Genomic DNA, 14989 nt, shown 5'->3' with positions numbered 1-14989 from the left:
CTTTGTGAGGTTATGAGGTTTACTAACGTCTAAGTGTATTAGACAATCAAGTCTAATCATAACAACAAGCGATCTGCGTTATGCAATTTCGTACCATTATAAAAATCCTTGGCCAACTCGTTGCACTGTTCAGTTTGACTATGGTGCCACCAGCACTAGTGTCTTTGATCTACAAAGATGGTGGTGGTGTGCCGTTCGTTTTGGCTTTTATCTTTAGCGTTTTAATTGGCCTGATGGCCTATTATCCAAACCGAAAAGAACGCGGTGAACTCAAAGCCCGAGAAGGCTTTTTGATCGTGGTGTTATTTTGGTTGGTACTGGGATCGTTTGCATCCGTACCACTGATTTTCCTTGATGAACCGAATCTGTCTTTTGCTGATGCGGTATTTGAAGCTTTTTCAGGCCTGACAACCACCGGGGCCACGGTATTAACTGGGATTGAGTATTTACCAAAATCAGTGCTTTTTTATCGTCAACAATTACAGTGGCTTGGCGGCATGGGGATCATTGTACTTGCTGTTGCCGTGCTACCCATGCTTGGCGTTGGTGGGATGCAGTTATATCGTGCTGAAACGCCAGGGCCCGTAAAAGACTCAAAAATGACACCGCGTATTGCCGATACGGCAAAGCACCTTTGGTATATTTATGTGGCCCTGACCGCGGCTTGCACCTTGGCGTATAAGTTTGCTGGGATGGGTTGGTTTGATGCCATTTGTCATGCGTTTGCCACTATTGCAATAGGTGGTTTTTCTACTTATGACGCGTCAATTGGCCATTTTGATAGCCCGATGATTAACTTTATCTGTGTGGTGTTTCTACTCATTGCTGCGATTAATTTCTCGCTGCATTATGCAGCGGTGGCTAGTCGCAGTGTGCGAGCGTATTTACGCGACCCTGAGTTTAAAGTCTTCTTGTTTATTCAACTGGCGCTGGTGGTGATCTGTTTTGCGGTATTGTCTTCAAATCAAGTGTATAGCGACGGTGATGAGACGCTAGATCATGCTTTATTTCAAGCGGTCTCAATCAGTACAACTGCGGGCTTTGCAACCGATAGCTTTTCAGCTTGGCCGCTGTTTTTACCTATTTTACTGATTTTCTCTAGCTTTATTGGCGGGTGCGCCGGTTCTACTGGTGGGGGGATGAAGGTCGTTCGGGTGTTTTTGCTGTACTTACAAGGGATCAGAGAACTGAATCGTTTGGTGCACCCAAGAGCCATCTATTCGATTAAACTGGGTAGAAAAGCGCTGCCAGACAAGGTCGTTGAAGCGGTATGGGGATTTTTCTCTGCCTATGCGTTGGTCTTTGTGATTATTATGATCGCGCTACTGGGCACGGGGCTTGATAATATCACGGCGTTTTCTGCAACGGCCGCTTGCCTCAATAACCTAGGTCCTGGCTTAGGGGATGTGGCGGCGCACTACGGTGATATCACCGATACAGCCAAGTGGATTTTAACGCTGGCTATGGTGTTTGGACGTTTAGAAATATTCACCTTATTGGTGTTGTTCACACCGACGTTTTGGCGAGGATAGCCTTGCAAGTTTTGCGTGTTGAAATATGTACGTGCTCAGAGTAGCACCGAAAGATCTCACTTAATTTATATTCCCTCCAAAAGTCTGATGATGGGTTTTTAAACCCATCATCAAGTGTGAAATGCCGCGCAAAAGTTAAAGTTTTTCTCTATCTAGACGATAATTCATAGTAATTATGCGATGGCGTCATAAACTGGCGCCATACTGCAAAAATACACAGCGCAATAGTTAGGGGTATTTAGCATGACTATACAAGAGTTGGCAGAAAATCGTTTGCAGGTATTACAGATGCGAGCGGGAAGTATTGTCGATATGGAGATTGTACTGCCAGCCAATCGTAAGCGGATCAAAACAGAGTTTGTCGGTGCGCTTGAGAACCAATTTATTATCTTGAACCATCCCAGTCATCAACGTTTGGGCGCGGCCATGGATTATGTCAAAGAGGGCACAGAAGTGATTGTACGTGCCTTACCTGAAGAAGGTGATGGACAAATTATTGCTTTCAAAGAAACCATTAAATCGGTGACTACACACCCAGCCAGGCTTATTTATCTTTATTATCCCAACGAGGTTCAAACATACAAATTACGTGCTCAGACGCGTATTCCTACGCTGATCCCTGCTGTTTTGAGTGTGGAAGGAAAAAGTGAAGTCGGTGTCATTAAAGATATTTCTCTTGCCGGTCTGATGTTTGATGTGCAGAAAACCCACCTGCCAGAAGAGTTAAAAGAGTTATCTTGTGAGATTCTCATTGAAGGCAAAGATGCGAAAAAGCTCACACTTGTTGGTAAGGTATGTAGAGTAAAAGAAAATCAAGAAGATATCGTGTCACTGGGTATTCACTTAGATAGCCAAGATGAACAAGTCCAAGCGATACTCAAAGACTATTTAATTGATATTTCAGTACTGGGTAATGAGTAGCACAGTTTTAGGGAGGAGATGGCATATTAGCCATCTCACTGTGATGTTAGACGAATAAGGCACTGACCTGGAATAATTTTTCAACCACACCAATCTGCTTTTTGTCGATTAAAAACATAATGACATGGTCACCTGACTCAATCACAGTATGATCATGGGCGATCAATACTTCAGAATCCCTCACAATCGCGCCAATCGTCGTGCCATGGGGCAGTTTAATATCTCGGATTGCTCGACCGACCACCTTTGAGGTGTTTTCATCACCATGTGCAACTGCTTCAATCGCTTCTGCTGCACCTTTTCGCAATGAGTATACATTAACGATATCTCCGCGACGCACATGGGTGAGCAGTGCTGAAATGGTGGCTTGTTGCGGTGAAATAGCAATATCAATTTCGCCGCCTTGTACTAAGTCCACATAGGCACTACGCTGGATCAGTACCATGGTTTTTTGCGCACCCATACGCTTTGCAAGCATAGCTGCCATGATGTTGGCTTCGTCGTCATTGGTGACAGCAATAAACACATCTACTTGTTCGATATGTTCTTCAGATAGAAGCTCTTGATCAGAGGCGTCACCACAAAATACAACCGTATTATCAAGCATTTCAGAAAGCTGTGATGCGCGACTGTGATTGCGTTCAATCAGTTTAACACTGTGGTTTTTTTCCAATGAGCGGGCAAGGCCTGCACCGATGTTACCACCACCGGCTATCATGATTTTTTTATACGACTGCTCCAGCTTTTGCAGTTCGTTCATAACAGCACGAATATGTTTCGTTGCTGCGATGAAAAAAACCTCATCATCCGCTTCTATGACGGTTGTACCTAGGGGTTTGATGGCTTTACCTTGGCGATAAATTGCCGCCACGCGAGTGTCGACATTGGGGATATGCTCTTTAAGTGCCGACAATGCATAACCCACTAACAAGCCGCCATAGTAGGCTTTCACTGCAACCAGTGACAGCATGCCATCTGCAAATTGAAGCACTTGTAGCGCACCTGGATAATCAATTAGGCGACGAATATATTTCGTCACCAATTGCTCTGGGGCAATGTAATGATCAACCGGCAGATCGTCATTGTGAAATAGCTTTTCACGGTAATCTAAATATTGCTCGGAGCGGATCCGAGCAATTTTTGTTGGTGTATTGAAAATACTATAGGCGACTTGGCACGCAACCATATTGACTTCATCTGAGCTGGTGACCGCGATGATCATATCGGCATCTTCGGCACCCGCTTGTCTGAGCACTTCTGGGTGTGCGCTATGTCCATTAACGCCTTGCAGATCATATTTATCCTGTAGTTCACGCAAACGTTCACCGTCGATATCGACGACGGTAATTTCGTTTTGCTCACCCACTAAGTTCTCTGCCAGTGTGCCGCCAACTTGTCCAGCGCCTAAAATAATGATTTTCATAGCTTAAACTTACAACGTTTAGAGTTTTTGCAACTTGGCGTAATAGAAGCCATCCGTGATGCCAGGCAATAATTGTAAGCCGGGCTGTTCAACCTTGTCTTGCGCATGCAGTGCAATGTGCTTTGCATCCTCTGTACGTGATAAAAAGGCATTGATTTGCTGATGGTTTTCTTCGGGCAATACAGAGCAGGTTGCATAGACCAAGGTACCGCCTGATTTTAGCAATGGCCAGATGTTATCCAGTATTTTTGCTTGTAATTTCGCTAGCTCGTCAATGTCTGCAGCGCGTCTTAGCCATTTAATATCTGGATGGCGTCGGATCACCCCAGTTGCAGAACAAGGTACGTCTAACAGAATACGATCAAATTGCTCGCCTTGCCACCAGTTATCAGGCTCATCTGCGAGCCCATGCACGCACTGTGCAGTTAATGACAAGCGATTCAGATTATCAGTGACGCGCTCTAAACGCTTTTCGTCAGCATCTAATGCGGTGACTTGGCTATCTGCAAGTTCTAAAATATGACAGGTTTTTCCGCCCGGTGCTGCGCATGCATCTAAGATATTATCTCCGTCTTTCGGTGATAATAAGCGTGCTGCCATTTGTGCCGCTGCATCTTGCACAGAACTTGCGCCCGTTGAGAAGCCCGGTAATTTTGTCACATCTACTGGGTGGTCAAGTAAAATACCATCGGGGTGCGATTCATCCAGAGTATAGTCAATGTCTGCTTGATCTAGTTGCTTAGCGTAGGTATTCGTATCAGTTTGACGTTGATTTACACGCAGCCACATGGGGGCCTGAAGTTGGTTTTCTTCAAGGATATCAGTCCATTTGTCAGGGTAGGCAGCCTGAAGCTTTTTAATAAACCAGCTTGGGTGATTATACTGACAGACCACTATCTCATTTGCACTTTGCTCAAGTGTTGCCTGCTGACGTTGAAAGTTACGTAGTACGGCATTGACTAGACCTTTCATACCCGGCGCACCTAATGACTTAAGTGCATTAACGGTTTCCGCTACTGCTGCATGAGCGGGGACGCGCATATGCTGAAGTTGATAAATACCGACATAAAGCAAAAACTGAAATACGCGACGCTTGCCCCGTAGTGGTTGATCAAGTAACTGCTGACAATAGTTTTCAAGGCTCGGTAAATAGCGCAGCACGCCGTAGCACATTTGCTGCAGCAAGGCACGATCTTTGACTGGTAGCTTTTGGCTAGCATAAGGCAATTGCGCTGTGAGCGACTGGCCTTTATCAACGACTTGAAATAGTGTTTTTGCCGCGAGTGCGCGTACATTGGCCATTAGGCACCTACCTTATTACCAGGTGTTACCCATTCAGCACGGCCATTTAAAAAGTCCTGCGCTGACATTGGCTTTTTGCCCTGCGGTTGTAGTTGGGTGATTTGTACGGCATGGGTGCCACACGCAACGACAATACCATGTTTGTCTGCGCTCAAAACGGTACCCGCTTCACCTTGCTGTTCGATGACGTTTGCTTGCCAAATTTTCACTGTCTGTGCCTGCATCTGTGTAAAACACATCGGCCAAGGGTTGAATGCTCTGATATTGCGCTCGATTTGTTCTGCGTCCATGGTCCAGTCGATATCGGCTTCTTGCTTAGACAGCTTTTTCGCATAGTTTGATTGCGCATCATCCTGAACTTCAGCTGTGATTTTTCCAGCCCCCAGCGCGTCTAATGTTTCCACTAAGGCTGATGGGCCTAACTCGGCAAGCTTGGCATAGAGACTTGCACTGGTTTCGTGAGCGTCTATCTGGCAGGTGGCGATATGTAGCATGTCACCGGTATCTAAGCCTTCATCCATTTGCATAATGGTCACGCCAGTTTCTTTATCTCCGGCCCAAATAGCACGTTGAATAGGGGCTGCGCCACGCCAACGAGGCAAGATAGAACCGTGTACATTGAGACACCCCAATCTAGGCGTTTCAAGAATTGCTTTGGGGAGTAATAAGCCATAGGCGACAACGACCATCACATCAGCGTTTAATTCAGCGAGCTGTTGGGTCGCGTCTTCACTTTTTAATGAAGCGGGTTGGATCACGGGTAGATCATGTTCTAAGGCGAGCGTTTTAACTTCGCTGGCTTTAAGCTTTTTACCGCGACCGGCGGGCTTATCTGGTGTACTGTAGACTGCCACAACCTCATGATGAGAATCGAGCAATGCTTGTAGGTGGCGTGCAGCAAAGTCTGGCGTGCCCGCAAATACTATACGCAAAGGGTTACTCACGAATAAATTATCCAATTAAATAAATTTGATTATGCTTTTGCCGCTAGGCGTGCTTCTTTTTCAATTTTCTTTTTGATACGTTGGCGCTTCAGTGGCGACAAGTAATCAATGAATAGCTTGCCTGCAAGGTGGTCTAGCTCATGTTGCACACAATTAGACAGCAGTTCCTGAGCATCAAATTGGTACTCTTCACCGTGCTCGTTAAGTGCCTTCACGGTGACTTTTTCCGCGCGGTCTACTTTTGCATACGAGTAAGGCACTGATAAACAGCCTTCTTCGCATACCATAGTGCCTTCTGATGAGATGATCTCTGGGTTGATTAAAACATAAGGCTCATTGCGTTCTTCTGACACATCGATGACGACAATGCGTTGATGAATATCAACTTGCGTCGCAGCTAAACCAACACCGTTTTCGTCATACATGGTTTCTAGCATGTCTTTAACGATTTGACGGATTTCATCATTTACTTCTTCCACAGGCTTTGCCACTGTACGCAAACGCTCGTCGGGAAATTTAAGCACTTCTAACTTTGCCATAGATACCTTTTACAGTCGTTATAAATGGGGTAATGTATGGTCTTATTTTAGCCATTCACGTTCCCCTTTAACAGGTTTTGGTGGATAATATCTAAAAATAACTCAAGGAATTCGGAATGAAATCTCAAATTGCAGCCTTGATCATGGCAGCTGCCGCTGTTTTTCCTGCTATTGCCGATACATTAACGGTTAAATCAGACGCACCCAAGCGCTATGTAGTGAAAAAAGGCGACACGCTTTGGGATATTTCGAGTTTATATTTGCATAGTCCATGGAAGTGGCCTCAGTTATGGCAGACAAACCCACAAATTGATAACCCGCACTTGATATACCCTGGCGATATTTTATCACTTGGTTTGGATGAACATGGGAATCCGGTATTAATAATTGATAAGGGGGTAAGAAAACTATCCCCTCATGTGCGTATCATTGCAGAGAAGGGCACTGCGATACCAACGCTTCCTTTAGCTGTTTTGGAGCCGTATTTGAGCTATGACCAAGCGCTTGAAAAAGACGATTTAGCGCAATTTCCCATTGTACTCGGTTCGAATAAGAATTTTAAAATGAGTGTTACAGGCCACTTATTGTATGTGAAAGGAAACCTGTTACAAGGCGGGAATTATGGCATTTACCGCCAGGGCAGTGCATATAAAGATGGGTCACGCACTTTGGCCTATGAAACCATTTTAGTGGGCACTGCTCGCGCGATGAAACCTGGGAATATTGAAAATGGGATACCCAGCACGGTAAAAGTAGAAGCGGTCAAGCGAGAGATTAAAGCGGGCGATTTTTTGATGCCACTGCCTCAGGGGCAAGATCTCAAAGCCACTTTTAAAATGAGTAAGCCGAGCCAAGCGGTGGATGGTGTAATCATTGCCAGTAGTAATCAACATAGTGAATTTGGACCTCTGTCCGTTGTGGTGCTCAATGTTGGCAGTGAACAGCAATTGGTTGAGGGGAGCGTATTAGACATTTTGCGACAGTCTCCTACCGTGGTTGAACGTAATGGCACGCCCAAGTATCTAGAAGACTCGAGCAGCCTCGATAAATTAATTGGTGACATTGGCTCTTGGTTTGGTGAAGAAAACAGTGAAGACAGTACGGTTTGGCATATGCCCAGCGAAAAAGTTGGTGAGCTTATGCTGTTTAAAGTCTATGACAATATCAGTTATGCCATGGTGATGAAGACAACACAACCTATTCAGGTAGGAGATAGCGTAACCGACTAATTCTAAATTGCTCAAGGAGGGAGCATGGAACACTTATCATTGAGAGATGCAGTGGCCTTATACTTGTGCCACGGTATCGGTGTCAGCACGATTATTGCGCTCACACAGAAAATCAAATTACCTGACCTTTTTACTCTGTCTAAATCTGCGCTTTGTCAGTTAGGACTGAATGACAATGTGGCGCAGCAAATACACCGTACCGACTGGGGTAAAGTCGAGCGTATTTTAGTGCATTGTACGACACTCAATATTCAAATCATTCATTACTTTGATGCCTGCTACCCAGAGTTATTGACACATATAAGTAGCCCGCCTTGGTTACTATTTTGTCGAGGAGACAGCACACTCTTACATCAACCACAAATTGCCATTGTTGGCAGTCGCAGTGCGTCGCGAATGGGCATGGATATTGGCTATGATTTTGCTAAGCAATTGGGCGATGCTAATTTTGTTATCACATCAGGCATGGCCAGAGGTATTGATGGGGCAGCGCATAATGGTGCTTTGCACAGCGCCCAAAAAACGATTGCCGTGTTAGGCACTGGTGCTGATGTTATTTATCCTAAACGTCATGATGAACTGTATTGGCGTATTGTGGAGCAAGGTTTGATTGTGAGCGAGTTTTTACCTGGGACAAAACCCCATGGCACTCATTTCCCTAGGCGCAATCGCATTATTTCTGGGCTTTCTCTCGGTGTGTTATTGGTTGAAGCTGAGATAAAAAGTGGCTCATTGGTCACTGCGCGCTATGCCATTGAGCAGAATAAAGAGGTATTTGCGATCCCTGGTTCAATTCGCCATAGTTTATCCGAGGGGTGTCACTTTTTAATAAAACAAGGTGCAAAGCTGACTGAAAATGTCAGTGATATTATCGAAGAGGTGAGCTTTTTACCGGAAAACAGTCTATATATTATAGAAAGTGAGACAAAACAGGAGACTTGCCCCATTTTGCACAATCTCGGCTATGAGGTAACTGACGTCGATACCTTAGCGCAGAGGACCCAGTGGCCAGTAGAGCAGGTACTTGCCAGACTATTGGACTTAGAGCTTGAAGACAAAGTAGAACGTGTATTAAACGGCTACATCAAATTAGCGAGGGGTTAAACATGTTTGATATCCTGATGTATTTATTTGAAAACTATATTCACAGCGAAGCGGATATCTTCGTAGAGCAAAATCAATTAACAGACGAACTTGTCGGCGCAGGTTTTGACCAAGCTGAAATTTATAAAGCGTTAGATTGGTTAGAGCAGCTAGCAGATCTTCAACACAGTGACGAATTTCCTTACCTTAATGCCAAGCCAGACTCAGCGATACGTATTTATACCACTGAAGAATGTAGAGTGCTCGATGTCGAGTGTCGCGGTTTTTTAATGTTTGTTGAGCAAATAGGTGTGATTGATTGTACCACCAGAGAAATGGTGGTTGATCGTATGTTGGCACTTGAAAAGTCATCTATATGCCTTGATGATTTAAAATGGGTGATTTTAATGGTGCTATTCAATGTGCCCGGAAAAGAACATGCCTATGCGCAAATGGAAGACTTAATTTTTGAACAGCCATCAGGATTATTGCATTGATACATCTGCGGCATATTTGAAATATCAAAGTGCCGTAGCCACTGATATTGCCCTCGATTGACAGCACGCCTTTTAAACCATCAGATTGACGAAATGCTTTTCAGAGATACGTATGATTTAACCGCTAATAGAAGAATGCCTCGATGTTGGTGTAATTTTATTGTCCTTATATTGATACACGCAGTAAAATAGCGCAAAGCATGCACAGTGAAGGTGAGAAAAATGAGCAAAATTGATCACTCTCTTTTTAACGCAGATAAACACGCGCTAGAAAAAGAGTACGAGATCTGTCCTAAATGCGGTTCAGAGCTGGTGGTCAAGCACTCCAAAAATGGGGCATTTCTTGGCTGTGCCAATTACCCTACATGCGATTACATGCGTGCTTTTGCTCACCATGAGAGCAATGAAATTAAAGTGTTAGATGATGCACCGTGTCCAGAATGTGGTCGAGCATTAGTGATTAGAAATGGTCGATATGGCATGTTTATAGGCTGTACTGGCTACCCAGAGTGCGACTTCATTGTGCATGAAGAAGAGGAGCAAACAGATACGCTCCCCCCGTGTCCAAAATGTAACAAAGGGCACTTACAAAAAAGACAGAATAAGTACGGCAAGTTTTTTTATGCGTGCGATGCGTATCCTAAATGCAAATATAGTTTAAACCAGTATCCCGTCGCGCATCAGTGTGAGCAGTGCGATTGGCCTGTGATGGTGCAAAAAAAGCGGGCTGGAAAAGCTATGCTACAATGTCCGCAAAAAGCTTGTCAGCATATGATTGAGGATCCCTATGAGTCACAATGAAAATCAAATAGCTAAGCCGCAGTCGGCGATTGAAGCATTGCAGCAAGGTGAGTTGATCTGTTACCCCACTGAGGCCATTTTTGGGTTGGGGTGTGATCCGGATAGTGAAAGCGCAGTGCATAAACTGCTCGCGTTAAAAGAACGACCTATTGAAAAAGGCCTTATCCTAATTGCAGACAATTTTGCTCAATGTTTAGCGTATGTAGATGATGCAAAGATTCCGATGGATAAACGTGCAGAGATTTTTTCTGCATGGCCTGGGCCTGTCACCTGGGTTTTGCCAGCGAAATCGACTACACCAAAATGGTTAACGGGTGAACATACGAGCATTGCCGTTCGTGTGACCGATCACCCTGTCGTTAAGCAGTTATGTCAGGATTTTGGTAAGCCGCTTGTATCTACCAGTGCAAACTTTAGTGGTGAAGAGCCTGCAATGACTATCGATGAAGCAAAAGCCATGTTTAATGAACGTGTTGGCTTTTATCAAGAAGGGGCGCTAGGCGGCCGCACTGCACCGAGTCAAATTCGTGATGCAATGACAGGTAAAGTATTTAGGAGCTAAGCGCGTGAGCAAAGTGAACTTAGAAACGGTCAAGGAATTTTTATTACAATTACAAGACGCGATTTGTGCAGGCCTAGAACAAGCCGACGGCAGTGGCCAATTTGTGGAAGATAAGTGGGAGCGTGCAGAGGGCGGCGGCGGTCGAACGCGAGTGCTTAAAGGGGGAGATGTCATTGAGCAAGGCGGAGTCAATTACTCTCATGTCTTTGGTGCTTCAATGCCAGCATCTGCTACTGCGCACCGACCCGAATTAGCGGGGCGAAGTTTCCATGCCTGTGGTGTCTCTTTGGTGATTCACCCAAAAAACCCACATATTCCAACCAGTCACGCCAATGTGCGTTTTTTCATTGCCGAAAAAGAAGGCGAGGCGCCGATTTGGTGGTTTGGTGGTGGTTTTGATTTAACGCCGTTTTATCCGCAATTAGAAGATGTTAAGCACTGGCATCAAGTTGCAAAAGACCTGTGTGACCCATTTGGTGATGACGTATACCCGCGTTATAAAAAGTGGTGTGATGATTATTTTTACTTAAAGCACCGAGATGAAACCCGTGGTGTCGGTGGATTGTTTTTTGATGACCTGAACGAGTGGGGCTTTGACAAGAGCTTTGCCTTTATGAAAGCCGTTGGCGAAGGTTTTTTACCAGCTTATATTCCCATAATAGAACGCAGAAAGGCTTCTTTTGTGACTGAACAAGCACGCGACTTTCAGCTTTATCGCCGTGGTCGCTATGTTGAGTTTAATCTAGTATGGGACAGAGGCACATTATTTGGTTTGCAAAGTGGTGGTCGTACGGAGTCAATTCTGATGTCTATGCCGCCTCTAGCGCGTTGGGAATATGACTTCACGCCAGAAGCCGGTTCAAATGAAGCTAAACTATATGACCACTTTTTAAAGCCACAAGATTGGTTGAATATAGACGCGCTCTGATAAAAGTGCGGAGATATTAAAAAAAGGAGCGTGATGCTCCTTTTTTAATGGTTAGTCTAATTTGAACCCTCGCACCTGCTCGTCCAAAGAGCGGGCTAGCTCGAGTAGTTCTTCACTGACTCGTTTACTACCGTGGGCATCTTCCAAAGATTGCTCGGCATTATCCCGAATGGCGACGACACTTTGGTTGATCTCTTCAGCAGCTTGATTTTGTTGCTCCGTGGCATCGGCAATTTGCACATTGAGCGCATTGATCTCATGCATTTGAGATGAAATATCCTTTAACGCCTGAGCAACCTGCTGCACTTGCTGTGCGCGATCATCAGCCTCTGCACAGGAAGCCGTCATTGCGTTAACGGTTTGCTGTGCTTCTTGTTGTAATTTATCTATGGTGCGACGTATCTCATCAGTAGAGTCATGAGTACGGGTTGCCAGCGTTCTCACCTCATCAGCAACCACCGCAAACCCTCTGCCAGCTTCTCCTGCGCGTGCGGCTTCTATAGCAGCGTTCAGCGCAAGCAAATTCGTTTGCTCTGCGATACTGCTTATTACTTCTAATACTTTGCCAACGGCCAATGTTTGAGTTTGCAATTGACTGACTTGATTAGCCGCATCTCGAATATCATCGGCCAATTGATTGATACTTTGTTCTGTGGTGTGTGCAATCGACATACTTTGCTCAGCAAGGTGATTGCTACTGTCAGATTTTTCAGAGGCAAAATGGGTGGTGTTTTTTACTTCACTGGACGAGCTCTCTAGTTCATTGATTGCAGCTGCGACCGAATCGGTCCCTTGCTTTTGCGCTTGTATGGCTTCTTCTGTGGTTTCTGCGGCGGTGTATATATGCTCTGCAGAGTGGATCAGAATTTTTGATGACCGGGACACTTCAGCAATACTGTCTTTAAAGGCTGCCATCATTTTATTGAAGTTGGTAGCCAGGCGGCCTAGCTCATCGTCGATATTATCTTCGATACGTAAGCTCAAATCTTGATTGGACGTAGCAAGGCGCATGGTTTTACCAAGCCGCTTTAAGCGAACGATAAATAATTTACGGAACAAGATACCTAAAATGATGAATGCAGTCGCAAAGATTGCACTCAAGAGTGCGGTGCTAAAGACGGTATTGGTATCGACAGTATTATCGATATCGCTCAGAGAGTAGCTGATTTTGACTGCACCCAACACGTCACCTTCTTGCGCTTGATGGCAACCTAAGCAATTTGTGCCTTTGTAATCAGCACTGGCAACCATGGGCTTTAAGTAAGTCATCACTCGCTTATCACCACGCTGCTCAATAACTAATAGCTCTTCACCTTTTAGTGCAGCATGGTCAGCATCCGTTTGTGGAGATTCGTTGGCATTTCCTTGGCCATACAGTTTATTGACTTGATCACCTCGTACGATGTGCGCATCTTCAATATTGTCATGGTTACGAAGTTTTTCCCCGAGAATATGCCGATTAGACATCGTGCCGGTGAGCATCATGGTATTGATAGAGTCGAAGTAATTATCGGCCAGTAACCGAATATTGGTTTCGACAGTTTGTTCGGCGAGTTTTTTTGCTGACTACTATTACTCAGGATACTGGCTATGAGTACTAATACACCAGTAATGGCGAGTAGGGCATATATTTTATGTTGAATAGACTTCACACGCATCGCACCTAATAGAAATTAAGCATCCATTATGCGTGTGAATAACCCCGTACAATTTGACTCAGCGCAAAAGTGACTCCGCTAATGCAAAATGACAAATAGCACGCTAGTCATGGTTAATCATATGTGTCGCTAATTGTGCCAACGACTTTCTTAAGCCTTCACGCAATAGTGGGTTATCAATTTCAGCATCTAACGCTTTATCCATACAATACATCCATTGGTCACGCAGGTCTTGGTTGATAGTAAAAGGCATGTGGCGCATTCTGAGGCGAGGATGGCCATACTTTTCTACAAATAAGTCAGGACCACCCAACCAACCAGACAAGAATTCAAAAAATACCTGACGGATCCTATCAAGTGGCAGTGGGTGCATGTCGTAAAGTGGTTTTGCATAGGGATCGCTTTCCATAACATCATAAAAGCGATTTGCTAGAGCGAGCGCCCCTTTTTCACCACCTATTAATTCATAGGGCGTGCGTTCGGGGTTAGGTGCATGATGATTTTGCGATGTCTTAGGATCTTCACTTGCATCTTTATTAAAGATACGTTTAATTAACTGCTTCATTCACTATCACTATTGTTAGGCTAAAAATGGATAAATACGCGGTTTTTGGTAACCCGATAAAGCATTCTAAATCGCCAGAGATTCATTCGCAATTTGCATCCGAACTTAATGAGCAGATTGACTATACCGCTATATTGGCGCCGGTAGATGGCTTTGTTAGTAGTATCAATGCGTTCTTTGCAGATGGCGGGCTTGGAGCGAATGTCACTTTACCGTTCAAGGAAGAAGCATTTAATTATGCTGATCTGCTCACGGAGCGGGCAAAACTGGCTGGCGCTGTTAATACATTAAAGCGACAAGAGGATGGAACAGTATTAGGTGATAATACGGATGGTGCTGGCCTGGTATCGGATTTACTCAGACATCAAGTGCAATTACAAGATGCTGTCATTTTGCTTTTGGGCGCTGGTGGTGCGGCAAGAGGGTGTATATATCCATTATTGAAGGCAGGCGTTAAACACATCGTAGTAGCAAATCGTACGGTGTCAAAAGCCCAACAATTGGCGAAGCTGTTTGCCCCTTATGGTGAAGTCACTGCTGTGGCACTCAATGAAATCCCACATTTACCTTACACAGGTGTGATAAACTCAACCTCTTCGAGTGTCACCGGTGACATACCGAATATTGCAAGTAATGTCGTGGCGCAGACAAGGTGGGGTTACGATATGTTTTATAGTGATACGCAGACGAGTTTTTTAAACTGGATAGCGACGCATAATTCAAATTGTCAGCTGATTGATGGTATTGGTATGTTAGTTGGTCAAGCGGCTGAAGCGTATACTGTGTGGCGAGGTAAATCTCCAAATATTGAAGCGGTATTGGAAAGGGTAAAATAATAATGAATCAAGCGGTCTTATTTAATGATGATATTCACTTTGACGCTGCGCTTAGTCGATTAGTCTTTACTGCCATGGTTTCTGGCATGATAGTGCCGTGTGTTATTGCGGTACCTGCAACGTTAGAAGAGCCATTGGTGCATTTTAGAAATCATCAGTTTGATTATGA

At 44.6% G+C, this 14989-nt stretch carries 15 protein-coding genes and 1 pseudogene (1 of these 16 cut by a window edge); 10 read left to right on the top strand and 6 right to left on the bottom strand.

The genetic code is table 11. The features are described from left to right. The first annotated feature begins 80 nt into the window (after positions 1–80). Positions 81–1532 carry a TrkH family potassium uptake protein gene (locus JF50_RS19850; RefSeq protein ID WP_039611128.1) on the top strand — a complete coding sequence of 484 codons (1452 nt, stop codon included), beginning with the start codon at positions 81–83 and terminating at the stop codon, positions 1530–1532. A gap of 243 nt (positions 1533–1775) precedes the next feature. Further along, the gene (locus tag JF50_RS19845; protein ID WP_039611127.1) at positions 1776–2453 is read left to right on the top strand and encodes a flagellar brake domain-containing protein; all 678 of its coding nucleotides are present in this window, start codon (positions 1776–1778) and stop codon (positions 2451–2453) included. A gap of 46 nt (positions 2454–2499) precedes the next feature. Here JF50_RS19845 and trkA read toward each other — a convergent pair whose 3' ends face one another. Genes trkA through def form a run of 4 tightly spaced genes read right to left on the bottom strand, consistent with a single transcriptional unit; the run spans position 2500 to position 6661 of the window. After that, a complete protein-coding gene (gene trkA, locus JF50_RS19840; RefSeq protein WP_039611126.1) occupies positions 2500–3876 on the bottom strand; it encodes a Trk system potassium transporter TrkA in 1377 nt (458 codons plus the stop codon). A gap of 18 nt (positions 3877–3894) precedes the next feature. Continuing rightward, positions 3895–5178 (bottom strand): 16S rRNA (cytosine(967)-C(5))-methyltransferase RsmB, encoded by a 1284-nt coding sequence (rsmB, locus tag JF50_RS19835; protein ID WP_039611125.1) that lies wholly within the window; start codon positions 5176–5178, stop codon positions 3895–3897. Then, a complete protein-coding gene (gene fmt, locus JF50_RS19830) occupies positions 5178–6122 on the bottom strand; it encodes a methionyl-tRNA formyltransferase (RefSeq protein WP_039611124.1) in 945 nt (314 codons plus the stop codon). Before fmt ends, rsmB begins: the two co-directional genes overlap by 1 nt. A 29-nt stretch (positions 6123–6151) precedes the next feature. Beyond that, a complete protein-coding gene (def, locus tag JF50_RS19825) occupies positions 6152–6661 on the bottom strand; it encodes a peptide deformylase (RefSeq protein ID WP_039611123.1) in 510 nt (169 codons plus the stop codon). A 116-nt stretch (positions 6662–6777) separates the two neighbouring features. Here def and JF50_RS19820 point away from each other — a divergent pair, with 116 nt between their 5' ends. From JF50_RS19820 to hemF, 6 genes are all read left to right on the top strand, one after another. Next, positions 6778–7890 (top strand): LysM peptidoglycan-binding domain-containing protein, encoded by a 1113-nt coding sequence (locus JF50_RS19820; RefSeq protein ID WP_039611122.1) that lies wholly within the window; start codon positions 6778–6780, stop codon positions 7888–7890. Positions 7891–7914: 24 nt separating this feature from the next. After that, positions 7915–8994 carry a DNA-processing protein DprA gene (dprA, locus tag JF50_RS19815; RefSeq protein ID WP_039611121.1) on the top strand — a complete coding sequence of 360 codons (1080 nt, stop codon included), beginning with the start codon at positions 7915–7917 and terminating at the stop codon, positions 8992–8994. A gap of 2 nt (positions 8995–8996) precedes the next feature. Continuing rightward, positions 8997–9470 carry a DUF494 family protein gene (locus JF50_RS19810; protein WP_039611120.1) on the top strand — a complete coding sequence of 158 codons (474 nt, stop codon included), beginning with the start codon at positions 8997–8999 and terminating at the stop codon, positions 9468–9470. A gap of 222 nt (positions 9471–9692) precedes the next feature. Next, positions 9693–10271, top strand: coding sequence for a type I DNA topoisomerase (locus JF50_RS19805; protein WP_039611119.1), 579 nt, complete (start codon positions 9693–9695; stop codon positions 10269–10271). After that, positions 10258–10833, top strand: coding sequence for a Sua5/YciO/YrdC/YwlC family protein (locus JF50_RS19800; protein WP_039611118.1), 576 nt, complete (start codon positions 10258–10260; stop codon positions 10831–10833). The genes JF50_RS19805 and JF50_RS19800 overlap by 14 nt, the downstream gene beginning before the upstream one ends. 4 nt (positions 10834–10837) lie before the next feature. Continuing rightward, positions 10838–11761: an oxygen-dependent coproporphyrinogen oxidase gene (gene hemF / locus JF50_RS19795; protein ID WP_039611117.1), complete on the top strand. Its 924-nt coding sequence runs from the start codon at positions 10838–10840 to the stop codon at positions 11759–11761. A 51-nt stretch (positions 11762–11812) separates the two neighbouring features. On the opposite strand, the pseudogene JF50_RS19790 reads toward hemF, so the two are convergent. After that, positions 11813–13419 (bottom strand): annotated as a pseudogene (locus JF50_RS19790) (methyl-accepting chemotaxis protein). A gap of 103 nt (positions 13420–13522) precedes the next feature. Further along, positions 13523–13984, bottom strand: coding sequence for a group II truncated hemoglobin (locus tag JF50_RS19785; RefSeq protein WP_039611116.1), 462 nt, complete (start codon positions 13982–13984; stop codon positions 13523–13525). A 26-nt stretch (positions 13985–14010) separates the two neighbouring features. Between JF50_RS19785 and aroE the strand changes: the two genes are divergently transcribed. Beyond that, positions 14011–14820 carry a shikimate dehydrogenase gene (gene aroE, locus JF50_RS19780; RefSeq protein ID WP_039611115.1) on the top strand — a complete coding sequence of 270 codons (810 nt, stop codon included), beginning with the start codon at positions 14011–14013 and terminating at the stop codon, positions 14818–14820. 2 nt (positions 14821–14822) lie between these two features. Then, positions 14823–14989: the 5' portion of a DUF1488 domain-containing protein gene (locus tag JF50_RS19775; RefSeq protein WP_039611114.1), read on the top strand. Its footprint extends 73 nt past the window's final position; only the first 167 of its 240 coding nucleotides appear in the window; the start codon lies at positions 14823–14825; the stop codon falls past the right edge of the window.

Source organism: Pseudoalteromonas luteoviolacea, assembly GCF_000814765.1.
Classification (GTDB): domain Bacteria; phylum Pseudomonadota; class Gammaproteobacteria; order Enterobacterales; family Alteromonadaceae; genus Pseudoalteromonas; species Pseudoalteromonas luteoviolacea_H.
Note: the sequence above shows the minus strand (reverse complement) of the source record. Positions and strands in the feature narration are given on the sequence as shown.

Coding starts and splice junctions, on each gene's coding strand:
- dprA (WP_039611121.1), top strand. CDS start 7,915: ATGGAACACTTATCATTGAGAGATGCAGTGGCCTTATACTTGTGCCAC.
- aroE (WP_039611115.1), top strand. CDS start 14,011: ATGGATAAATACGCGGTTTTTGGTAACCCGATAAAGCATTCTAAATCG.
- JF50_RS19810 (WP_039611120.1), top strand. CDS start 8,997: ATGTTTGATATCCTGATGTATTTATTTGAAAACTATATTCACAGCGAA.
- JF50_RS19785 (WP_039611116.1), bottom strand. CDS start 13,984: ATGAAGCAGTTAATTAAACGTATCTTTAATAAAGATGCAAGTGAAGAT.
- trkA (WP_039611126.1), bottom strand. CDS start 3,876: ATGAAAATCATTATTTTAGGCGCTGGACAAGTTGGCGGCACACTGGCA.
- def (WP_039611123.1), bottom strand. CDS start 6,661: ATGGCAAAGTTAGAAGTGCTTAAATTTCCCGACGAGCGTTTGCGTACA.
- JF50_RS19800 (WP_039611118.1), top strand. CDS start 10,258: ATGAGTCACAATGAAAATCAAATAGCTAAGCCGCAGTCGGCGATTGAA.
- JF50_RS19850 (WP_039611128.1), top strand. CDS start 81: ATGCAATTTCGTACCATTATAAAAATCCTTGGCCAACTCGTTGCACTG.
- JF50_RS19820 (WP_039611122.1), top strand. CDS start 6,778: ATGAAATCTCAAATTGCAGCCTTGATCATGGCAGCTGCCGCTGTTTTT.
- rsmB (WP_039611125.1), bottom strand. CDS start 5,178: ATGGCCAATGTACGCGCACTCGCGGCAAAAACACTATTTCAAGTCGTT.
- JF50_RS19845 (WP_039611127.1), top strand. CDS start 1,776: ATGACTATACAAGAGTTGGCAGAAAATCGTTTGCAGGTATTACAGATG.
- JF50_RS19805 (WP_039611119.1), top strand. CDS start 9,693: ATGAGCAAAATTGATCACTCTCTTTTTAACGCAGATAAACACGCGCTA.